This window comes from Mycobacterium sp. NGS69, from assembly GCF_059812165.1.
Genome location: NZ_JCALCD010000007.1, coordinates 171,012 through 191,753, shown reverse-complemented (window position 1 = coordinate 191,753; position 20,742 = coordinate 171,012). Strand labels below are relative to the sequence as shown.

The window sequence follows — 20,742 nt, the reverse complement described above, 5'->3', positions numbered from 1 at the left end:
CGATTCCCTCCTTGTCAAGGCGTTCCTCTCGTTGTAGCGTACGCCATGACCGACCAGTCGGTCAATCGTACGAGAGGACTCTCCATGCCAACCATCCAAACCCGGGCGGGACGCGTTGCCTACCACGAATCCGGAAGTGGCCCAACTCTTTTGCTGCTCCACGCCTCACTGCATGACCGGCACGACTTCGACCCGATCGTCGACGCGCTCGCCCGGAACTACCGCACCATCGCGCTGGACTGGCCCGGGCACGGCGAATCCGATCCGGTCAGCCCCCCCATGGAGGCCAGCGCACCGCTCTTCGCAGACGTGCTCGAAGACGTCGTCGACGCCTTGGACCTGTCCGGGGTCGTGGTGATCGGGAACTCGGTCGGCGGGTTCGCGGCCGCGCGGCTGGCGATCACCCGCCCCGGCTGCGTCGCGGGTCTGGTGCTGGTCAACACGGGCGGGTTCGTGCCGTTGACCCCCGCGGTCCGGGGCTTTTGCCGAATGCTCGGCACGCCGGCGGTCTTCCGCCGGGCCGCTCCCCTATTTGTCCGCGGTTACATGAAGGCCAGGACCGACAACGACCGGCGGATCGTCGAGCGTGCGACCGCGGTGGCGAAAACTCCCGAGGGCATCCGCACCGGAGCGGCGCTGTGGCGAAGCTTCGCCACGCCCGAGCACGACCTGCGCGACCGCGCCGCCGAGCTGTCCGTGCCCACCCTCATCGTGTGGGGCAAGAAGGACATCGCGATACCGCTGCGGGCCGGCCGCGCGACGCACGACGCCATCGCCGGCTCCCGCCTGGAGATCCTCGACACCGGTCACGTGGTGTTCTCGTCGGATCCCGCCGGCTTTCTCGCCGTCGCCGAGCCGTTCCTGGAATCGGTCAGCCTGCGGCGGTGATTGTTGCGTGGTGGCGCCGCGACACCGCAATGGCTGCCACGACACGCCGAAAAGCGTCGCACCCGTTTAAGTTTCGCGAAGAAGGCCCATCATGACCCTTGCGCGCTCTCGACGGCCGCCTCGACGAAGCGGCGCAGCACGGCGTTGCGGCCGCGCGGCAGAAACGCCAGCGCGACGGGGCTCTGCGGCGCTCCGTGCAGCGGGATGAACCGCACCCCGGGGTGGATGTTGCGCCTGACGGCGACGTCGGGGATCACGCCGATGCCGCGGTCGGCGGCGACGGACTCGATCCATTCGTCGAAATTCGCTGTCTCCACGATCGTTTCCGGTCCGGCGCCCGCGGGCCAGGACCACGGGCCGGTGGTGCCGCTGGCGGTGTTGACGACCAGCGGCCAGCGCGGCACCTCGGCCCAATCCAGCTCCGATCGCCCCGCCAGCGCCGAGTGCACAGCACACACCGCCACACGAGATTCGTCGAACAGGTGGACGACCCGCACGGCCGTCGCGGTCACCTGTCCGCGCACGACGGCGACGTCAACCTTCCCCTGCTGCACCGCGTTGAGCGCATCGTCGGTGCGAATCAGCCTGACCGTCGTCCCGGTGGCAAGTTCGAAGCGGGCGACGGTGTCCTGCGCCCACGGGTCGGGCAGCAACCAGCTGAACCCGAGGCGGATGCTTGCCTGCCGGCGAACGGCTGCGAGGCCGCGTTCCAGCTCGGCGAGGACCCGTTCGACGTGGTCGAGGAATGTCCGGCCGGCCTGCGTCGTCTCGACGTGCCGCGAACTGCGGTCCAGCAGCGTCACGCCAAGCGCGTCTTCCAGCTGTTGAATGGTGCGGCTCAGGGCGGGCTGGGTGATGCTGAGCTCCTCCGCGGCCTGCGTGTATGACTTCATTCGCGCCACCGCCTCGAACGCCCTCAGGTGGCGCAGCTCGACCCGGCCGCTATCCAGACCGCCCATGTCTGACAAGCATAGATCGATTACAGCAGGCATTTCACAGCGGACGTCGGTGGACCTAGCGTCGTACGCAGGAGACAAACCCAAGGAGACAAAATGCCGTTGCTGTACATCGACGTCATCGAGGGCCGCACGCCGTCGGAGGCGCGGGCGCTGCTGGACGCCGTCCACGAGGCCGTGGTCGAAGCGTTCGGGGTGCCGCCGCGCGACCGCTACCAGGTGGTGCGCACCCACCCCGCCCACGAGATCGTCGCGTGGGACACCGGCCTCGGGATCACGCGTTCGGACCGGCAGGTGATCGTGCACGTGGTGAGCCGGCGGCGCACGCGGGCGATGAAGGAGAAGTTCTATGAACTGCTGGCGACTATTCTGTCCGAGCGGTGCGGGATCGACCCGGCCGATCTGATCGTCTCGATCACCGAAAACGGCGACGAGGACTGGTCTTTCGGACATGGCCGGGCCCAGTTCCTAACCGGAGAACTGAAATGAACCTCAGCACCCGCCTAACCGAATACTTCGGGATCCGATACCCGATCCTGCTCGCGCCGATGGCGGGAGTCGCAGGCGGTCGGCTCGCGGCGGCGGTTACATCGGCCGGCGGCCTGGGCCTCATCGGCGGCGGCTACGGCGACGCGGCGTGGCTGCGGCGCGAACTCGACCAGGCCGGCGGGGCGCGGGTCGGAACCGGGTTCATCACGTGGAGCCTGGCCCGCACCCCCGAGTTGCTCGACGAGGTCCTGGCGCGGCGACCGGCCACGATCATGTTGTCGTTCGGTGAACTGCAGCCGTTCGCCGACCGCATCCACGCGGCCGGCATACCGCTCACCGCCCAGGTGCAGACCCTCGACCACGCGCGCCGGGCGCTCGACGGCGGCGCCGAGATCGTCGTGGCCCAGGGCGGCGAGGCGGGCGGGCACGGAATGACCGTCCGCTCCACCTTCACGCTGGTGCCCGACGTCGTCGACCTGGTAGCCGAGCGTTCGCCCGGAACGCTTGTGGTGGCCGCGGGCGGTGTCGCCGACGGTCGGGGGCTGGCCGCAGCGCTGGCGCTCGGCGCCGACGGCGCCCTGGTGGGCACCAGGTTCTGGGCGACCCCGGAGGCGCTGATATCGCCGCGCGCCCAGCGGCGCGCCATCGGCGCAAGCGGGGACGAAACCGTTCGCACCCGGGTCTATGACGTTGTGCGGCGGTTGGATTGGCCCGCCGAATACACCGTGCGGGCGCTGGGCAATTCCTTTCTCGACGCCTGGCATGGCAACGAGGACCAATTGTCGGGTTGGGTCGCCGAGGCGGTGGAAGCATTCGAAACGGCAACGGCTGAAGAGGATTTCGACACGGCGGCCATAATCATCGGCGAGGCGATCGGGCGCATTCGACACGTCCAGCCCGCCGCCGACGTCGTCGCCGGCATGGTCGGTGACGCCGCCAGGATCCTGAATCGGACGCGGGCGCCAAGCTCAGTACAGGGGTGACCACTCCGACGTGCGCAGCAGGCGGCTCTCCCACTGATCGCGGAACTTCAGGGCCTCCACCATGTAGCTGCCCGGCCTCCGGTGCTCGGCCGGGACCTCCTTGGTGAGCAGGTGAACCAGGGCCGCGTAGTTGTTGGCGTCGTCAATCTTCTGCCACAGCATGGCTTCTCGCCGCCGATAGCTGCCATGGGCGACCTGGAAGCACGCCTGGATGTCGAGGATCCGCATACCGGCCGGCGCCTTGGACAGCGGCCGGTAGTAGATCTCGTCCCAGGACCGGATGTAGTCGTCCAGCGGCGCGTGGGGCCAGCCGGTGTCCTCCATGAACATGGTCGGCGGGTGGGTCTCGCCGCTGGTGGGCACGCTCGCCAGGTCGACCGTCTGCAGCGGTGACCAGTAGACGGGCAGCAGCAGCTTGCCCGTCACGTCGTGGCGCAGGTTGTCCAGCTCGCGCATCCACGGGCGAAGGTCCCCGGTCTGGGCGCGGTGGACCAGGCTTTCCCACGCCGCGCCGTCGCTGATCGCGGTGATGGTGACGACGTTGTAGGACACCCCGGACCCGTGGGCGTGGTTGGTGTACCAGAGCAGCCGGGCGTTGTCTTCGTTGGCCAGCGTGGGCATCCAGCCTTCGCGGTAGGCGGCCTCGAATTCCTCCTCCCGCGCGCCCACCACCTTGTGGGTCTCGTGAAGAAACAGCACTGGCACTCCCTGATTTCAGGCGCTATCCGCGATGAGCGCGGCGATCTGGCGGCGGCTGACCTTGCCGGTCGCGTTGTACGGGATCTGATCGACGACCGCCAAGCGCTCGGGCAGCTTGAAGTACGCGATCAAGTCGCTGCAGTGCGATCGCAACTGCTCGAGTGTCACTGGGGCGCAAGCCACTACGGCGGCCCCGACCCGCTGGCCGAGCTCGTCGTCGGCCACGCCGGCGACCGCGACGTCGCTCACCGCCGGATGCGAACGCAATGCCTCCTCGATTTCGACCGGTCCGAATTTTTCTCCCCCGCGGTTGATCGTGTCACTCAGCCGGCCGCACGGGAAGATGTAGCCGTCGGGATCCCGGCGGGCGAGATCACCGGTGCGCAGCCAGCCTTCGGTGACGTTCTGGGTGGTGTTCACCCACAGCTCCCCGACGGTTCCGGGCGCGACGTCCTCGCCGCTGGCTGGGTCCACCACCCGCACGTCCACCCCGGGTAGCGGCCGGCCGACCGAACCGGCACGGGCCGGATCGCGGTGATCCTGAGGCAGCAGCGTCGTGTACGCCCCGAGCGTCTCCGTCTGACCGAACACGTTGGCGAACGCGACGTGCGGAAGCGCGGCCGTTGCCCTGCGCACCAACGCAATTGGCGCGGCGGCGGCCCCGTACGCGATGGCGACCAGGGACGTCAGGTCGCTGGTCGCAAAGTCGGGGTGATCGAGGATGCGCTGCAGCATCGTCGGCACCATGAAGGTGGCCGTCACCCGATGCTCCGCCACCAGCCGCAGCCACTCGCCGGCATCGAAGCGCGGCTGCACCACCGAGGTGTTTCCCGAGTACAAACTGCCGAGCGTGCCGAGCGAGCCGCCGACGTGAAAGAACGGGACACACATCATGCCCACCGCGGGCGCGGCGTCCGCCCGGAACGGCGCGGCCATCCCGGTGATCCGCGCGGTGAGCTGCCGGGCGGAGATGCCGACGGCCTTGGGGAGTCCGGTCGTGCCGCTGGTGAACAGGACCAGGGCTTCCCCGTCGTCGACGGGCGGCGCGGGCTCGGGCCCGTCATCGGTGAGATCGGCGAGCGTCAAGACCGTCGATGCGCCCGCGTCGCGCACCCGCCCGACGTACTGCTCCCCCGCGACCGCCACGTCCGCACAGCCGGCGTTTTTGAGGAGTCCCTGCAGCTCCGAGGGAGTCAGCGCGGGATTCATCAGCGCGGCGGCAGCGCCGATTCGCGCCGCCCCGAGCAAGGTCGCGATCGACAACAGGCTGCCGTTGTCGACGACCGCGACCCGCCGCCCGGCCACCACGCCCCGGGCGGCCAGGGCCGTGGCGCACCGTCGCACCGTCGCCGCGAGTTCGCCGTAGCTGATGGTGCGCCCGTCGATGATCAGGGCGGCGCGGGTGGGATCGCCGGTCGCGGCGGCCTCGTGGATCGTCCCGGTGTTCATCCGCGGTCCTAATAAAGCGGCGACCACTCGGAGGTGCGCAGCAACCGGCTGGTCCACTGGTCGCGCAGGTCCAGAGCGTCGTACATCCACGTCCCGGGGGCGCGGTACTCGGCGGGAATGTGGGTGCGGAGCAGATCGAGCAACGCCTCCGGCCGACTGATGCGTTGCATGAGGATCACTTCACGGCGCAGATGGCTGCCGAGCGCGGGCTGGAAGGCCGCGTGCATCGTCAGCATGGACGAAGGCTGGCCGAGGCTCTTCGCGTAGACCTCGCCGCATCTGACGATGTATTCCTCGAACTTGTCCTCGTAAGGCCACATCGTGTCTTCCATGTAGAGGCTCATCTCGTGCTCTCGCCCGTCGACCGGCACCTCGTCGAGGGCCACCTCCTGCAGCGGCGACCACGGCAGCGGGACCAGCAGCTTGGCGTCGACCTCGTGGCGGAGCTCGTCGAGGTGGCGCATCCAGTCCTGCAGATCGCCCTTCTGGACCCGCGTGGTCAGGCGCTCCCACGCCGCGCCGTCGCGGACGGCGGTCACGGTGACCACCGTGTAGGCCGGTCCACTGCCATGGGCCTGGTTCGCGTACCAGAGCAATCGCGCGTCGCTCCCGGCGCCGAGTATGGGCATCCAGCCCTGTCGAAACGCTGCCTCGAAGTCATCCTCGCTGCGGCCCCGCACCTTGTGCACTTCGTGCATGAACAGCACGCACAGACCTCCACATTCGGGACGCCCGCCCGATGAGCGCCCTCAATCAACGGACCGTAGCCAACCAGATTTTCGGGTCCGCGCCGGGTATACGTATGCACAATTGCATGCGAGCGCCGACCTAGACAGCCGAGTTGAGAATCTGGTTTGCTCCACTAGGTAACGATCTTTCCCGGGCAGGAGTTCACGGATGGCCCGAGTCAATGTCCCGGATGGCCCCGGTGGCGAAGCCGCCATGATCTGGTCGCTACGGCCGCCGCTCGGCTCCATGGTCGAGCGGATGATTCGGGGCGCATACCAGCAGAGCATCCTGCCGGCCGAGGAGCGCGAGCTGGCCCGGATGCGAATCGCCCAGATCAACGACTGCGTCGCCTGCTCGGACTTCCGGGCGCAGTCGGTGCTGGACGCCGGGGTAGCTCCCGAGCTGTACGACAATGTCGCGGCGTACGCCAGCTACCCGGGATACACCACGCGCCAGCGCCTGGCCATCGAGTATGCGGACCGCTTCGCCACGGACCACGCGTCGATGGGCGACGCGTTCTTCGATCGGCTGCGGGAGTCGTTCTCCGACGAGGAGATCCTCGATCTCACGCTGTGCGTCGCGGTATTCCTGGGCCTGGGGCGTTCGCTGACCGTCCTGGGTGTCGACCAGTCCTGTGCGATCGACCTCTGATGGACCTCGCCTCGGTCGACGAATTGCTGACCACCACCCGGGCGGTGCGCAGACGCCTTGACCTGAGCAGGCCGGTCGGTCGCGATGTGATCCTCGAGTGCATCCGGCTGGCGATGCAGGCGCCGACCGCGAGCAACGCGCAGGACTGGCGATGGCTGGTGGTCACCGATCCCGACAAGCGCGCCGCGATCGGCGACATTTACCGCGGCGTCGGCGCCGAGTACCTCGCGTACGCGGCCAAGGAGGCTTCCGATCCGCAGACCCAGCGCGTGTACGCCGGCGCGCTGGCCCTGACCGACACGCTGGCCCGGGTGCCCGTCCACGTCATCCCCTGTCTGGACAACCGCATCGACAACTCGAATCTGCTGACCGCGGCGTCGGCCTGGGCGTCGATCATCCCGGCGGGCTGGAGCTTCCTGCTGGCCCTGCGGTCGCGTGGGCTGGGATCGGTGTGGACGACGATGCACCTGGCCAAGGAAAAGGAGGTGGCCGAGTTGCTCGGCATTCCGCCGACGGCCACCCAGGCCGCGCTGTTCCCGGTCGCCTACACCATCGGTACCGATTTCCGGCCGGCCGCGCGGCCGCCCGCGGAGACGATCACCTATTGGGATAGCTGGGGGGAGAGCTGATGCAGTCCTACACCGTGCGATTCCACGTCGACGCGCCGCCGCGGAAGGTGTGGCGGGTGCTGCACCCACCTGTGCCGCCGAACGCGCCGCGGCCGCGGGTGCTCACGTGGCCCACCGGCAGCATGGAAATCCTCAACGAAGGCAATGAGGCCGGCGAGGGCCTGGTGCGCACCTGCATCTTCCCGGTACCCAAGTACCTGCTCTCCGGCGGCAAGGGGCGGTCGTGGGAGAGCGTGACCGAGGCCGAGATCAATAAGTTGTCGCGGTATGTGGCGGTCGGTGCGCCGCTGTGGTCCCGCGCGGAGGGCTATCACGAACTCGAGGAGCAGCCCGACGGCACCACCGTGCTGACGTTCCACGAGACCTACCACGCCTACAACCCGGTGCTGCGCTTCTTCCTGGAGCGCCCCGTGCACGCGAGGATTTCTCGCGACAACCTCGACACGTACGAGCACGCGCTGGGCTACGCGGGCAAGGTGCGCCGGCTGACGTAAATCCGTTCTCGCGGCGGGTCTCGCTACGCATTTCGGCGTGCACCGGGCCGTTCGTCGTGCCAAACATGTCAGACCTCGGGTGCATCGTGGCGGCAACCGCGAATCACACGGTCGCTGGCCGTGGGCTGCAAGCTTCAACCAATTGTCGAGGCATTCAACCGGTGCTGGGTGTGCGGACAGTACCCGGTGCCACCGAAGCGTCATAGCCGCCCTGCAAACCGGAAGGCAAATGACCGGCGGTACGTTCCGGGCGTAAGTTACGGTCTACTGGAATGCCTTTGCGTCCAGGGGAATACACGCGTCGCCGACGGTCAGCACCCATGTTAAAAACCCGGAACGATTTGTGCGAAAACGCACAATCTGAGGCGCAAGCCACCTAGCCTTGGCCCCGCCGTGAAAAGATCGTTCCCATGCGGTCGTCACGGGCGGCGTAACAGCGGAGAGTTTCCCGGCGCGACGGAAGGGGGCAGAGGCTTGATCGATTCCACGAAAAACAACAGTTCCAGAAATGGTTTGCATTTCGTGCAGGTGTCCCTGTTGGCGAGTTACACCGAACGCCTGCGCAACGCCGACCTCCGCGTGACCCGCCCGCGGATCGCGGTGCTCCATTCCGTGCAACTCAATCCGCACGCCGACACGGAAACCATCATCGGGGCGGTGCGCGCCAGCCTCCCCGATGTGTCGCGGCAGGCCGTGTACGACATCCTGCACGCACTGACCGACGTGGGTCTGTTGCGACGGGTTCAGCCGCCGGGCTCGGTCGCCCGCTACGAAACCCGAGTGGGCGACAACCACCATCACACGGTCTGCAGGACCTGCGGGGCGATCGAAGACGTCGACTGCGTGACCGGTGCGGCGCCCTGCTTATCCGTTCCGGACCCCAACGGCTTCCACCTCGACGGGGCCGAGATCATCTATTGGGGCTTTTGTCCCGGCTGTTGGGCTTCGGACGGATCGCCAGCCAACGACGCCCACCACCCCACCACCCACATCCCGGATCAAACGCCGTGCCCGAGCGACGACCGTCCAGTGCCGAACGACCGTCCAGTGCCCAACGACATCGGCCAACCGGTGCTGGCGCCATCCACGCCGGCTGCGGGGTGGCTTGGCCCCGGCCCGCTCACGCCGATTACCGTCTTGAAGGCGGCCGGAATTGGAACAGGCGGGCTGGGAGCCAACGCCGGGTGGGCTCGCTACGACATCGCTGATGCCACGGTGGCCAGCAACGGGCCGCGCGAGGAGACTTCCTCTCCGCGCTCGGTCAACATCGATGTGAAATGAGTTGCTCACGCCGGTAAGCTGCTGGTTCATGGGGTCCAAGGTGAAAGCATCCGTGGTGGGGCTGCTCCTCGCGTGCTGGGCCGTGTCCGCGGGAGTCGCCGGCGCCGATCCGGAGCCGACGCCGCCGCCCTCACCCGCACCCTCACCCGGGCCGTCACCTTCACCGGGCGCCTCACCTGCATCGGCACCGAAGACGGCGATCGACCACGACGGCACGTATGCGGTCGGCACCGACATCGCGCCGGGCATCTACAGCTCGGCGGGTCCCGTCGGCGACGGCACCTGCTACTGGAAGCGGTCGGGCAACCCCGACGGCAACCTCATCGACAACGCCCTGAGCAAGAAGCCACAGGTCGTGCAGATCGATCCGACCGACAAGTCCTTCAAGACAACGGGCTGCCAGCCGTGGCAGCTGACCCCGGACGCCGCCGTGCCGCCCAGTGCGCCGCCCGCGGGTGTGCAAGGCACCCTCGGCATTCTCAACGGGCTGCTCGGCGGCCAGAACGGCCAGCAACCCCCCCATTCCTGACGGGAGCTTGCTGCCATTGGCAAGTGACGCGGGTGACCAGCAGCACATCGTCGTCGTCGGCGCCGGCGTCAGCGGTTTGACGTCGGCCGTGTGCCTGGCCGAAGCGGGTTGGCCGGTGCGGGTGTGGGCGGCCGAGCTGCCGCAACAGACGACCTCGGCGGTAGCGGGCGCGGTATGGGCTCCCCCGCGACCCGCCGAACGCGCCGCGGCGACCCTGCGTTGGAGCGAGCACTCCCTGGAAGTGTTCACCAAGCTGGCCGACGAGCCCGGCACCGGCGTTCGCATGGCACCGGCGCTGGCGGTCGGGGAATTCGTCGAAGCGCAGGCGGCCTCGCCCGCCGCCGAGCTCATCCCAGACCTGCGCCGAGCCGACCCGGGCGACGTCCCGGAGGGCTTCGGCGCCGGGTTCCGCGCCACCATGCCGATGATCGACATGCCGCACTACCTCGACTACCTGACCCGGCGCCTCGCCGCGGCCGGCTGCGAAATCGAGGCGCGCCCGGTCGGGTCGTTGGCCGAGGTCGCCGACGCCGCACCGATCGTCGTCAACTGCGCCGGGCTCGGCGCGGGGACGTTGGTAGGCGATGACACCGTGCGGCCGCTGTTCGGCCAGCACGTCGTCCTGGCCAATCCCGGCCTGCGGCAACTGTTTATCGAGCTGAACGAGGGTCCGGAATGGACCTGCTTCTTCCCGCACCCCCAGCGCGTGGTGTGCGGCGGCATCAGCATCCCCGACCGCTGGGACACCACCCCGGATCCCGAGGTGACCGACCGCATCCTGCAACGGTGCCGCCGGATCGAGCCACGACTCGGCGAGGCCGAGGTGCTCGAGACGATCACCGCACTCCGTCCGGACCGGCCGTCGGTGCGGGTGGAAGCCGAGCCGCTCGGGCGGGCCCGGTGCGTCCACAACTACGGCCACGGCGGCAACGGTGTGACCTTGTCGTGGGGGTGCGCGCGCGACGTGGTGCGTCTGGTCGACGGAGTTGCACGGTGAGCATCGACTACCGGCTGGACGATCACGTCGCCACTATCACGATCAACCGTCCCGAGACGCGAAACTCGTTGGACATGGCCCACTTTCGCGACTTGGCCCACACCTGGGCGGCGTTCCGCGACGACGAACGGGCCTGGGTCGTGGTGATCACCGGCGTCGGCCGGGACTTCTGCACGGGCGCCGACCTCAAGAAGTTCATCCCCGAGCTCACCGGCGACCTGCCCAGGCCCGAGGGGTGGAACAAGGACGACGCCATCCACGCGGTGCTGCACCGGTTCCCGGTTTACAAGCCGATCGTCGCCGCGGTGAACGGGACGTGCGTCGCGGGCGGCTTCGAGATGCTGACCTCCACCGACATCCGGATCGCCGTCCCCGAGGCGCGCTTCGCGGTGATGGAGCCCAAGCGCGGCCTCTTCGCCGGCGGCGGGAGCACCGTGCGGCTGCCGCGTCAGATGCCCTACCCGTTGGCGATGGAGCTGCTGTTGACGGCCGACATGGTGGACGCGGAACGGGCCCTGGCCATGGGACTGATCAACCGGGTGGTCCCGGCGGATCGGCTGATGGACACCGCCTACGACTTCGCCGAGCGCATCGTTGCCAACGCCCCCTTGGCGGTCTTCGCGACGAAGCAGTCCGCCGTCGAAGGTTTGGCCCTCGACCTCAAGGCTGCCTACGACAACGAAACCCGGCACAGCGACCGCGTTTTCGAGACCGAGGACGCCAGGGAGGGGCCGCGCGCGTTCGCCGAGAAGCGACCGCCGCGTTGGCGGGCACGCTGAGCCTCAGGCGCGCGTGACGTCCCGAATGACCAGCGACAGCACCCAGCTCACGATGGACAGCATGATCGCGGCCCAGATCGCCGTCCACCAGAAGTGATCGATCTCCAGTCCCCAGTGGGTGGTGTGCACCGTGATCCACGAGGTGATCCACAACATCAACGCGTTGATGACGATATGGAAGAGGCCGAGCGTCACGATGTACAGCGGGATCGACAGGATCTGAACGACGGGCTTGATGAACGCGTTGACCAGACCGAAGATCACGGCGACGACGAAGATGATGCCGATCGTCTGCAACGTGGTGTTGCCGCCGACGAATCTCATGCCGTGCACGAAAAGGGTGACGATCCACATGGCGAGTCCGCTCAATGTGGCGCGAAGCAGAAAAGGGCCCATGCGGGAAATCCTCCCACTCGCCGGGGCGGTTTAGTTGAGGTTGTAGAAACGCTGCGCGTTCAGTGCGCCGATCTTCTCGCGTGCCTCCTCGCTGATGTCGGCGCGGGTCCGCAGGTGCTTGGTGCTCTCCGGCCATTCGCCGTCCCAGTGCGGGTAATCGCTGGCGAACATGATGAAGTCGGCGCCCAGCACGTCGATCACTCCGGGGAGGATCGGTTCCTCCGGCTCGCACGTCACGAAGATGTTGCCCGCGGCCAGGTACTCGTGCGGATCGCGGCGCCAGCCACGCTCGACCCAGTCGCCCCGCTTCTCGTAATGCTCGTGCAGGCGATCGATGAAGAACGGGACCCACCCCGCGCCCGCCTCGAGGAACGCGACCCGCAACTGGGGATGCCGCTCGAAGACGCCGCCGGAGACCATCGCGGTCATCGCCGTCATCTGGTCGAAGGGAAAGCTGATGCAGTGCACCTGAATGTAATTGGTGAATCGGTCCACGCCGATCTTCGGAAGGTGGATGCCGGGCGCGCCGTGCACGCCCAGCGGCATCTGAAGCTCGACGGCGGCGGCGTAGAACGGATCGAGGTCGGGGTGGTCGAGGTTGCGGGTCTTGAGCGCCGGCGGGATCAGCGTCGCCACCAGCCCCAGCTCTTTGGCCTCGGTCATCACGTCGACGGCCGCCTGGCCGTGTTCGATCGGGGTGACCGCCACGCCGCGCAGCCGGCCCCCCGAGGAGGCGCAGTAATCCGCGATCCACTGGTTGTAGAGCCGCGAGAACCCCGCGGCGAATTCCGGGTCCTCCAGGCTGGGCGCGCACAGTCCCATGCTCGGATACAGCACCATGGTGTCGATGTGATCGCGGTCGGCGTCGCCCAGCACGCCCTCGGGTGAGCGGCAATTGATGTCGGGTGCCTTGCTGATCCCGTGCTCGGGTGGGCAACCGGCGCCGGGCCCCTGGTCCTCCGGATAATTGCGGCCTTCCAGGGTCAACCGCAGCCGCCCGTCGGTGCTTGGCCTGACGTGATCCGGCCAGCGCTTGATCGCTTCGATCGCCAGCGAAGAGTTCTCGGCAACGTGTCCATCCGCGTCGATGATTCGCATGTATCCGGAACTTACTCTCGCGCATCGCCGCCCGGTACTGCACGATGCTGAAGTGACCACACAAAGCCCTCGAAAGAAGTTGACCGCCGACCAGCGAAACTCGTTCGTCGCGGCGCTGCTGGGCTGGACGATGGACGCGTTCGACTACTTCATCGTCGTGCTCGTCTACGCCGACATCGCCAAGACGTTCCATATCAGCAAGGCGGAGGTCGCGTTCGTCACGACGGCAACCCTGATCATGCGCCCCGTCGGCGCGCTGCTGTTCGGGCTGTGGGCCGACCGCGTCGGGCGGCGGCTCCCCCTGATGGTCGACGTGATGTTCTACTCGGTGGTGGGGTTCCTGTGCGCGTTCGCGCCCAATTTCACCGTTCTGGTGGTGCTGCGGCTGCTGTATGGCATCGGCATGGGCGGTGAGTGGGGGTTGGGGGCCGCGCTGGCCATGGAGAAGGTTCCGGTGGAGCGGCGCGGGTTCTTCTCGGGGCTACTGCAGGAGGGTTACGCGTTCGGCTATCTGCTGGCGAGCGTCGCGTCGCTGGTGGTGATGAACTGGCTGGGGTTGTCGTGGCGCTGGCTGTTCGCCCTGAGCATCATCCCGGCACTGATCAGCCTCATCATCCGGTACCGCGTGGAGGAGTCCGAGGTGTGGGAGGCCGCGCAGGACCGGATGCGGCTCACCAGCACCAGGATCCGCGACGTGCTGCGCGACGCGGCGATCATCCGCCGATTCTTCTACCTGGTGCTGCTGATGACCGCCTTCAACTGGATGAGCCACGGCACCCAGGACGTCTACCCCACGTTTTTGGGGGCCACGGGCAATCACGGCGCCGGCCTGCCTAGCGCGACCGTCAAGGTGATCGTCATCGTCTACAACATCGGCGCCATCATCGGCGGCCTGTTCTTCGGCACGATGTCGCAGCGGTTCGGCCGCCGCTACACGATCATCTTCTGCGCGTTGTTGGGCCTGCCGATCGTGCCGCTGTTCGCCTACTCGCACAGCGCGGCGATGCTGTGCCTCGGCTCGTTTCTGATGCAGCTCTGCGTGCAGGGCGCGTGGGGCGTCATCCCCGCGCATCTCACCGAGATGTCCCCGGACGCCATCCGCGGCCTCTACCCCGGCGTGACCTACCAGCTCGGCAACCTGTTGGCCGCGTTCAACCTGCCCATCCAGGAGCGCCTGGCCGAGTCGCACGGCTACCCCTTCGCGCTGGCGGCGACGATTGTACCGGTGTTGATCGCCGTGGCGTTCCTCACGCTGATCGGCAAGGATGCCACGGGGATTCGCTTCGGCACCTCCGAAAGCGCTTTCTTGCCAACCGAAATGACGTGAGGCTATTCGGGGGCGCCGAGCATGCGCAGCAGCAGGTGCATCGCGACCGTCGTCGACCGCTCGCGGACGTCGGAGCGGTTCCCGGGCAGCCGCAGCGTTCGGGTATCGGTGCGGCCGTCACCCAGCATCACGGTGAAACACACTGTGCCGACAGGCTTTTCCGGGGTGCCTCCACCCGGGCCGGCGATCCCGGTGATCGCGACGGCGGTGTCGGCGCCGAAGCGCTTCAGCGCGCCGACCGCCATGGCCTCGGCCACCGGCTCGGACACCGCGCCGTGGTTTTCGATCAGCGCCGGGTCGACACCCAGTAGTTGGGCCTTCGCCTCGTTGGAATAGGACACGACGCCGCCCGCCACGTAGTCCGAGGACCCGGCCCGATCGGTCAGCCGCGCCGCCAGCAGGCCCGCGGTGCAGGACTCCGCGGTCGCGATCCAGCGGCCTTGCAGCAACCGCGCAACCAGGTCGTCCACCTTCGAGCCGTCTTCGGAGTAGATCTGGTTTCCGTGGCGCTCGCGCAGCACCTCGGTCAGGCGCGCGTAGGCGTCCGCGGCGTCGGGTTCGTAGCGCGTGACCATTTCGATCTCCCCGCGGCGCAGGCAGGTGGTGATCTCCAGGCGCTCAAAGCCGGGGACGGATTTCTCGGCGTCCCGCAGCGTCTCGGCCAGCCCCGACTCGGGCAGGCCGAACATCCGGATCGTGTCCTGCCGGTAGGACGTTCGGCCGGCTATCGCCTCCTGCGCGGCGGGCGTCTCAATTGCCGTGTGCCACATGGGTTGTAGCTCGCGCGGCGGTCCCGGAAGCACAATCACCGTGGGCTTGCCGGGCACCACCACGCCCGGTGCGGTGCCGACGGGGTCGAGCACCTGCGCGCCTTCGGGGACCATCGCCTGTTTGCGGTTGGCGGCCCTGATCGACTCGAAAGCGCCGGGGTCAAGAGCGGATTGGAACGCCGGATTGCGGCTCATCAATCTCTTGAGGATCTCGGCGATCTTGTGCTCGGTTTTCTCGTCGAGGACGAGCTCGCGGCCGCAGAAGCGCGCCACCACCTCGACGGTCATGTCGTCGGCCGTCGGGCCGAGCCCACCGCTGGTCACGATCAGGTCGACGCCCTGCTCCGCCATGAAACGCAGCTGCGCCTCGATGTCGGCCGGCCGGTCACCGCAGATGGTGATGTGCGCCAGCTCGACGCCCAGCTCCAGCAGGCGGTCGGCGATCCAGGGACCGTTCGCGTCTTGAACGCGCCCGGTGAGGACTTCGGTTCCGGTGACGACGATGCCTGCGCGTGCGCTCACCGGCATGAGCCTACTGGCGTGTCTTGTGTCGGTTGACTGCACTAGCCTGAGGCGGTGGCCGGGACGTCTGCGCCGCGGATTCGCTACGCCAAATGCGGTGATATCGACATCGCCTACCAGGTCTTCGGCGAAGGCCCGGTCGACCTGGTCTTGCTGGCGGGACCGTCGATACCGATCGACTCGATCGACTCCGAGCCCTCCCTGTACCGCTTCTACCGGCGCCTGGCGTCGTTCAGCCGCGTGATCCGCTTCGATTTTCGCGGAATGGGCCTGTCGTCGCGGGTGGCCTCGCTGAAGATGATCGGGCCGAAGTTCTGGGCGGAGGACGCGATCGCCGTGATGGATGCGGTCGGCAGCGAGCAGGCGGCCATCCTCGCGACGAGCTACAACGCGATGAGTGGGCTGGTGCTTGCCGCCGACTACGCCGAACGGGTGCGCAGCCTGGTGATCGTCAATGGCACGGCGCGGGTGCTGTGGGCGCCCGACTACCCCGTCGGCGCCCAGCCCAGCGCCACCGACCCGTTCACGTCCGTCGCGATCGAGCCCGATGCGGTTGAACAGGGGTTCGACGTGCTGGGAATCATCGCGCCCAGCGTCGCCCGCGACGACGCGTTTCGGGCGTGGTGGGACATCGCCGGCAACCGCGCGGCGTCACCGAGCATGGCGCGCGCCGTGAGCAAAGTCGTAACCGAGAGCGACGTGCGCGACACACTCCCCCGCATCGGCGTGAAAACACTTGTCCTGCATCGTGATAACGTCAAGTTCATCTTGGTGGACAATGGTCGTTACCTGGCGCAGCACATCGCCGGCGCACGCTATGTCGAACTGCCGGGCGAAGATTCGCTGTACTGGGTCGGCGATGCCGGGCCGATGCTCGGGGAAATCGAGGAGTTCATCACCGGCGTTCGCGGGGGCTCCGACAGCGAGCGCGTGCTCACCACGATCGTGTTCACCGACATCGTCGGCGGTACCCAGCGCGCCGCCGAACTCGGCGACCTACGTTGGCGAGATCTGCTCGACCGGCACGACAACGCGGTCCGCCGGGAGATCAGGCGATTCGGTGGGACCGAAAGAAACAGGGCCGGTGACGGATTCCTCGCGACGTTTGTGAGTCCCAGCGCCGCAATTTCGTTCGCCGACGCCGTCGTCGAGGCGGTGCGTGTGCTCGGCGTCGAGGTGCGGGTCGGCGTTCACGCGGGCGAGATCGAGGTTCGCGGCAACGACGTTGCCGGGCTGTCGGTACACATCGGTGCGCGCGTTTCGGCGCTGGCCGGGCCGAGCGAGGTGCTGGTGTCCTCGACCTTGCGCGACATCGTTGCCGGCTCCGGGCGCGACTTCGCGCCACGCGGTGAGTACGAGCTCAAAGGCGTGCCGGACATGTGGCGGCTCTACGCGCTGGTCCGCGAGACGGCGAGCGTCAGGCCTTAGCCGCCGGGTGCGCCGGGCTGACCGGGCTGGCCGGGTTGTCCGGGTTGGCCAGGCTGGCCACCGGGGCCGGGCGCCCCGCCTGCGCCGCCGTCGCCGCCGCGGCCGCCGTCGCCGCCCCGGCCGCCGTCGCCGCCCCGGCCACCGTCGCCGCCTCGGCCGCCATCGCCGCCTCGGCCGCCGTCGCCACCGGCACCTCCAGCTCCGCCGGCGCCGCCGGCACCTCCAGCTCCGCCGGCGCCGCCGGCCCCGCCGCGTCCGCCGTTCGCGGGTGTTTCGCTAGTCATGGCTTCACCTGCCTCCCTGGAAGCCAGACCAGCCTATTTCGCCACGCGTTGCGCGACAATGAGCCGATGATCGAGCTCGAGGTTTTGCAGGCGGACGTGACGAAGCTCGACGTCGAGGCGATCACCAACGCGGCCAACACCCAGCTGCGGCACGCTGGCGGCGTCGCCGCGGCCATCGCCCGCGCCGGCGGGCCCGAGGTGCAACGTGAGTCCACGGAGAAAGCGCCGATCGGGCTCGGGGATGCGGTCGAAACCACAGCCGGCGACATGCCGTCGCGCTACGTGATCCACGCGGCGACGATGGAGCTGGGCGGCCCGACATCCGCCGAGATCATCACGCGCGCAACGGCGTCCACGTTACGGAAGGCCGACGAACTCGGCTGCCGCTCGCTCGCGCTGGTGGCGTTCGGCACCGGCGTCGGCGGCTTCCCGCTCGAAGATGCGGCACGGCTGATGGTCGACGTCGTCCGGCAACACCCCCCGAGCTCGCTGGAAAAGGTCGTGTTCGCGGTCCACGGCGACGCGGCCGAGCGGGCGTTCCGGGACGCGGTACGCGGCTAACCGCCGGCCAGATAACGCTCGACGGTGGCGACCTTCTGCGTCATCGCGTCGTGGGCCCCGGCTCGCCAGTCCACCTTGATCACCGTGCTGACCCGGGGCGCCCGGGCGGCCACCGCCTCGACGGCGCGCTGGACGACGCCCATCACCTGCTCCCAGCTGTCGCCCTCGATCACGGTGAACATGGAATCCGTCTTGTTGGGCAGGCCGGACTCGCGCACCACGCGAACCGCGTCGGCAACGATCTCGCCGACGCCCTCGCCGACGCCCAGCGGGGTGACCGAAAACGCGACGAGCACCGACACGTGACGAGCCTACCCAACCTTCTCCCGGCGAACCTGGCAGCATCGAGGGCCATGCGGGTTCTGGTGCAACGGGTCTCGTCGGCGTCGGTGTCGGTCGACGGCCAGGTGGTGGGCGCCATCCGGCCGGACCCCCAGGGCTTGTTGGCGTTCGTCGGTGTCACCCACGGTGACGATCCCGACAAGGCGCGGCGGCTGGCCGAAAAGCTGTGGACTCTGCGCATTCTCACCGACGAACGGTCCGCGTCCGATGTCAACGCGCCCATCCTGGTGGTCAGCCAGTTCACCCTCTACGCCGACACCGCCAAGGGCCGGCGTCCGTCCTGGAACGCCGCCGCGCCGGGTGCGGTCGCCGAACCGCTGGTCACCGCGTTCGCGGAGGCGCTGCGGGGCCTGGGCGCCGAGGTGCAGACCGGAGTGTTCGGTGCGCACATGGACGTGGAATTGGTGAACGACGGCCCGGTGACGGTGCTGCTGGAGCTGTGACGGCAGCGGCGCGGGTACGTTGGTTTTTCATGAGCGGTTTTTCATGAGCACCACGCCGGAATTCGGTTCGCTTCGTTCCGACGACGACCAGTGGGACATCGTCAGTGGTGTGGGCTACACCGCGCTGCTGGTGGCGGGATGGCGGGCGCTGCACGCGGTGGGCCCGCAACCGCTGGTCCGCGACGATTACGCGAAGCTCTTCATCGCCGCCTCGCAGGACCCGTACCTGGCCGGTGCGCTCGCCAATCCCGGAACCTCCGAGGACGAGACGGCCTTTCCGCGCCTCTACGGCGTGCAAACCCGGTTCTTCGACGACTTCTTCACGTCCGCCGGCGCCACGGGCATCCGGCAAGCGGTGATCGTCGCCGCCGGATTGGATTCGAGGGCCTATCGCCTCGAATGGCCCGCCGGCACAACGATTTTCGAGGTCGATTTGCCCAAAGTCCTGGAATTCAAGGCCCGCGTGCTGCGTGAGCACGGCGCGACGCCCAAGGCCCGCCGCGTCGAGGTCGGAGCCGATCTGCGCACCGAGTGGTCGCGCGCGTTGGAAGCGGCCGGCTTCGACACGGAAGCGCCCAGCGCCTGGTCGGTGGAGGGGGTGCTGCCCTATCTGACCGACGAAGCCCAAAACGCGCTCTTGACCCGCATCAGCGGGCTCAGCGCGCCCGGCAGCCGAATCGCCATCGGCGCGCTGGGCTCGCGGTTGGACCGCCAGCAGCTCGCCGCCCTCGAAGCCGACCACCCCGGGGTCAACATGTCCGGCGACGTGGACTTCTCCGCCCTCACCTACGAACCCAGGTCCGACCCGGCGGAGTCGCTCGCCGCGCACGGCTGGGCGGTCGAACCGGTCCGTAACACGCTGGACCTGCAGGCCGGCTACGGGATGACTCCGCCGGAGGTCGACGTCAAGATCGATGCTTTCATGCACTCGCAATACATCACGGCGACGCGCTCGGGCTGAGCCGAGTTAAGGCGTCAGCAGGACCTTCACCTGGTCGCCGGAGCGCGCCTCGGCGGTCGCGTAGCCTTTGGCCGCCTCGTCCAGCGGCAGTGTGGTGGTGAAGATTCCGTCGACGTCGAGGCGGCCGGAGCGTAGCAGCGGGATCAACTCCGGCCACGTCCGCTGGACCGGCGCCGTGGTCATCCGCAGTGTGATGCTGCGAATCAGGCAGCCCAGGGCGTTGAGCGGATACGGATTCATATCGTGCACACCCACCACCGAAACGGTGCCTCCCGCCCGCACCGCATTGAGAGCGTCGGTCAGGGACGCGTCCGTTGCCACGGCGTCGATCACGGCGTCGGCGCCACGGCCCCCCGTCGCCGCGAGGATGGCCTCGACCGCCGGCGCCTTGATCGGCGTGGCTCCCCACCGGGCGGCGCGGTCCAGCCGGCCATCGACCTGATCAACGGCGAAAACCGTTGCGGCGCCCTGGAAAAGCGCGCTGCGCAGCGAGCACAGCCCGACGGCGCCCAGTCCGATCACGGCCACCGTGCCGCCGAGCGGAATATCGGCGCGCTGCGCGGCGGCCCAGCCGGTGGCCAGGTTGTCGGTCAACAGCAGCGCCTGCTCGGTGCTGATCCCCTCGGGGGTCTTCAGCAGCTGAAAATCGGCGGCGGGCACGGCGAGCAGATCGGCCTGCGCACCGCCGAGCAGACCCCCGCCGAAGATCTGAAACCCGGAGTAACACTGGACCGGATCGCGGGTGGCACACCCCGGACAGTGGCCGCAGCCGGTCACCGAGGACACCATGACCTGGTCGCCGGCCTTGACTGTGCGCACCTCGGGTCCGACTTCCACGACGGTGCCGACGGCTTCGTGGCCCAGCGCGATCGGATCGGGCATCGGGAAATCGGCCTCGTAGAAGTGCAGATCGGATCCGCAGATGCCCGCGGCGGTGACTTCGACGATTGCCCCGTCCGGGCCGGGCAGCGCGGGATCCGGGCGGGTCTCGACTCGAATGTTGCGGGGTCCGTCGACGACTACCGTGCGCATGCTGATGTGCTCACTTTCGCTCTCG

The 20,742-nt window shown here is 68.3% G+C and carries 24 protein-coding genes and 1 pseudogene; 15 read left to right on the top strand and 10 right to left on the bottom strand.

All coding sequences use genetic code 11. The features are described 5' to 3' along the window. The first annotated feature begins 84 nt into the window (after positions 1-84). Positions 85-888: an alpha/beta fold hydrolase gene (locus AC5Y2S_RS21375; protein WP_499958216.1), complete on the top strand. Its 804-nt coding sequence runs from the start codon at positions 85-87 to the stop codon at positions 886-888. Positions 889-977: 89 nt separating this feature from the next. Here the strand turns inward: AC5Y2S_RS21375 and AC5Y2S_RS21370 are convergent, their stop codons facing one another. Further along, positions 978-1,847, bottom strand: a complete 870-nt coding sequence (locus tag AC5Y2S_RS21370) for a LysR family transcriptional regulator (protein WP_499958215.1) — start codon at positions 1,845-1,847, stop codon at positions 978-980. A 93-nt stretch (positions 1,848-1,940) separates the two neighbouring features. On the opposite strand from AC5Y2S_RS21370, the gene AC5Y2S_RS21365 reads away from it, so the two are divergent. Both AC5Y2S_RS21365 and AC5Y2S_RS21360 read left to right on the top strand, forming a co-directional pair. Continuing rightward, positions 1,941-2,333 carry a tautomerase family protein gene (locus AC5Y2S_RS21365; protein WP_499958214.1) on the top strand — a complete coding sequence of 131 codons (393 nt, stop codon included), beginning with the start codon at positions 1,941-1,943 and terminating at the stop codon, positions 2,331-2,333. Then, entirely contained in the window at positions 2,330-3,316 is a 987-nt protein-coding gene (locus tag AC5Y2S_RS21360) for an NAD(P)H-dependent flavin oxidoreductase (RefSeq protein WP_499958213.1), read from the top strand. Before AC5Y2S_RS21365 ends, AC5Y2S_RS21360 begins: the two co-directional genes overlap by 4 nt. On the opposite strand, the gene AC5Y2S_RS21355 is transcribed toward AC5Y2S_RS21360, so the two are convergent. The 3 genes from AC5Y2S_RS21355 to AC5Y2S_RS21345 are packed head-to-tail and all read right to left on the bottom strand — an operon-like array spanning position 3,302 to position 6,162. After that, positions 3,302-4,015, bottom strand: coding sequence for a hypothetical protein (locus AC5Y2S_RS21355; RefSeq protein WP_499905949.1), 714 nt, complete (start codon positions 4,013-4,015; stop codon positions 3,302-3,304). The genes AC5Y2S_RS21360 and AC5Y2S_RS21355 overlap by 15 nt on opposite strands. 15 nt (positions 4,016-4,030) lie before the next feature. Next, positions 4,031-5,464 (bottom strand): class I adenylate-forming enzyme family protein, encoded by a 1,434-nt coding sequence (locus tag AC5Y2S_RS21350; RefSeq protein ID WP_499958211.1) that lies wholly within the window; start codon positions 5,462-5,464, stop codon positions 4,031-4,033. Between the two features lie 8 nt (positions 5,465-5,472). Next, positions 5,473-6,162 (bottom strand): hypothetical protein, encoded by a 690-nt coding sequence (locus AC5Y2S_RS21345; RefSeq protein WP_499958511.1) that lies wholly within the window; start codon positions 6,160-6,162, stop codon positions 5,473-5,475. Between the two features lie 199 nt (positions 6,163-6,361). Between AC5Y2S_RS21345 and AC5Y2S_RS21340 the strand changes: the two genes are divergently transcribed. From AC5Y2S_RS21340 to AC5Y2S_RS21310, 7 genes and pseudogenes are all read left to right on the top strand, one after another. Further along, the gene (locus AC5Y2S_RS21340) at positions 6,362-6,844 is read left to right on the top strand and encodes a carboxymuconolactone decarboxylase family protein (RefSeq protein ID WP_499958210.1); all 483 of its coding nucleotides are present in this window, start codon (positions 6,362-6,364) and stop codon (positions 6,842-6,844) included. Further along, entirely contained in the window at positions 6,844-7,473 is a 630-nt protein-coding gene (locus AC5Y2S_RS21335; protein ID WP_499958209.1) for a nitroreductase family protein, read from the top strand. Before AC5Y2S_RS21340 ends, AC5Y2S_RS21335 begins: the two co-directional genes overlap by 1 nt. After that, positions 7,473-7,967: an SRPBCC family protein gene (locus AC5Y2S_RS21330; protein ID WP_499905942.1), complete on the top strand. Its 495-nt coding sequence runs from the start codon at positions 7,473-7,475 to the stop codon at positions 7,965-7,967. The genes AC5Y2S_RS21335 and AC5Y2S_RS21330 overlap by 1 nt, the downstream gene beginning before the upstream one ends. 528 nt (positions 7,968-8,495) lie before the next feature. Beyond that, positions 8,496-8,945: pseudogene (locus AC5Y2S_RS21325) on the top strand (Fur family transcriptional regulator); the annotation flags it as partial. Between the two features lie 331 nt (positions 8,946-9,276). Then, positions 9,277-9,777 (top strand): Rv1352/Rv1906c domain-containing protein, encoded by a 501-nt coding sequence (locus tag AC5Y2S_RS21320; protein WP_499958207.1) that lies wholly within the window; start codon positions 9,277-9,279, stop codon positions 9,775-9,777. Positions 9,778-9,793: 16 nt separating this feature from the next. Continuing rightward, entirely contained in the window at positions 9,794-10,774 is a 981-nt protein-coding gene (locus AC5Y2S_RS21315) for an FAD-dependent oxidoreductase (RefSeq protein ID WP_499958206.1), read from the top strand. Further along, positions 10,771-11,553: an enoyl-CoA hydratase/isomerase family protein gene (locus AC5Y2S_RS21310; protein WP_499958204.1), complete on the top strand. Its 783-nt coding sequence runs from the start codon at positions 10,771-10,773 to the stop codon at positions 11,551-11,553. The genes AC5Y2S_RS21315 and AC5Y2S_RS21310 overlap by 4 nt, the downstream gene beginning before the upstream one ends. Before the next feature lie 3 nt (positions 11,554-11,556). On the opposite strand, the gene AC5Y2S_RS21305 is transcribed toward AC5Y2S_RS21310, so the two are convergent. Together AC5Y2S_RS21305 and AC5Y2S_RS21300 are read right to left on the bottom strand one after the other, a co-directional pair. After that, on the bottom strand, positions 11,557-11,949 hold the full coding sequence (locus AC5Y2S_RS21305; RefSeq protein ID WP_499958202.1) for a phage holin family protein: 393 nt from the start codon (positions 11,947-11,949) through the stop codon (positions 11,557-11,559). 30 nt (positions 11,950-11,979) lie between these two features. Beyond that, positions 11,980-13,047, bottom strand: a complete 1,068-nt coding sequence (locus AC5Y2S_RS21300; RefSeq protein WP_499958200.1) for an amidohydrolase family protein — start codon at positions 13,045-13,047, stop codon at positions 11,980-11,982. On the opposite strand from AC5Y2S_RS21300, the gene AC5Y2S_RS21295 reads away from it, so the two are divergent. After that, entirely contained in the window at positions 13,037-14,374 is a 1,338-nt protein-coding gene (locus tag AC5Y2S_RS21295; protein WP_499958198.1) for an MFS transporter, read from the top strand. The two genes, AC5Y2S_RS21300 and AC5Y2S_RS21295, sit on opposite strands and share 11 nt — an antisense overlap. A 2-nt stretch (positions 14,375-14,376) precedes the next feature. On the opposite strand, the gene AC5Y2S_RS21290 is transcribed toward AC5Y2S_RS21295, so the two are convergent. Further along, positions 14,377-15,666, bottom strand: a complete 1,290-nt coding sequence (locus AC5Y2S_RS21290) for a competence/damage-inducible protein A (RefSeq protein ID WP_499958196.1) — start codon at positions 15,664-15,666, stop codon at positions 14,377-14,379. 54 nt (positions 15,667-15,720) lie between these two features. On the opposite strand from AC5Y2S_RS21290, the gene lipJ reads away from it, so the two are divergent. Then, entirely contained in the window at positions 15,721-17,094 is a 1,374-nt protein-coding gene (gene lipJ / locus AC5Y2S_RS21285; RefSeq protein WP_499958195.1) for a bifunctional lipase/adenylate cyclase LipJ, read from the top strand. On the opposite strand, the gene AC5Y2S_RS21280 is transcribed toward lipJ, so the two are convergent. After that, positions 17,084-17,314 (bottom strand): hypothetical protein, encoded by a 231-nt coding sequence (locus AC5Y2S_RS21280; protein ID WP_499958193.1) that lies wholly within the window; start codon positions 17,312-17,314, stop codon positions 17,084-17,086. The two genes, lipJ and AC5Y2S_RS21280, sit on opposite strands and share 11 nt — an antisense overlap. Positions 17,315-17,444: 130 nt before the next feature. On the opposite strand from AC5Y2S_RS21280, the gene AC5Y2S_RS21275 reads away from it, so the two are divergent. Beyond that, on the top strand, positions 17,445-17,939 hold the full coding sequence (locus AC5Y2S_RS21275; protein WP_499958192.1) for a macro domain-containing protein: 495 nt from the start codon (positions 17,445-17,447) through the stop codon (positions 17,937-17,939). Here the strand turns inward: AC5Y2S_RS21275 and AC5Y2S_RS21270 are convergent. After that, positions 17,936-18,241, bottom strand: a complete 306-nt coding sequence (locus AC5Y2S_RS21270; RefSeq protein ID WP_499958191.1) for an MTH1187 family thiamine-binding protein — start codon at positions 18,239-18,241, stop codon at positions 17,936-17,938. The two genes, AC5Y2S_RS21275 and AC5Y2S_RS21270, sit on opposite strands and share 4 nt — an antisense overlap. Positions 18,242-18,292: 51 nt before the next feature. Between AC5Y2S_RS21270 and dtd the strand changes: the two genes are divergently transcribed. Beyond that, positions 18,293-18,724, top strand: a complete 432-nt coding sequence (gene dtd, locus AC5Y2S_RS21265) for a D-aminoacyl-tRNA deacylase (RefSeq protein ID WP_499958189.1) — start codon at positions 18,293-18,295, stop codon at positions 18,722-18,724. A gap of 43 nt (positions 18,725-18,767) precedes the next feature. Continuing rightward, a complete protein-coding gene (locus AC5Y2S_RS21260) occupies positions 18,768-19,685 on the top strand; it encodes a class I SAM-dependent methyltransferase (RefSeq protein WP_499958187.1) in 918 nt (305 codons plus the stop codon). A gap of 6 nt (positions 19,686-19,691) precedes the next feature. Here AC5Y2S_RS21260 and AC5Y2S_RS21255 read toward each other — a convergent pair whose 3' ends face one another. Next, the gene (locus AC5Y2S_RS21255; RefSeq protein WP_499958186.1) at positions 19,692-20,717 is read right to left on the bottom strand and encodes an alcohol dehydrogenase catalytic domain-containing protein; all 1,026 of its coding nucleotides are present in this window, start codon (positions 20,715-20,717) and stop codon (positions 19,692-19,694) included. Between the last annotated feature and the right edge of the window lie 25 nt (positions 20,718-20,742).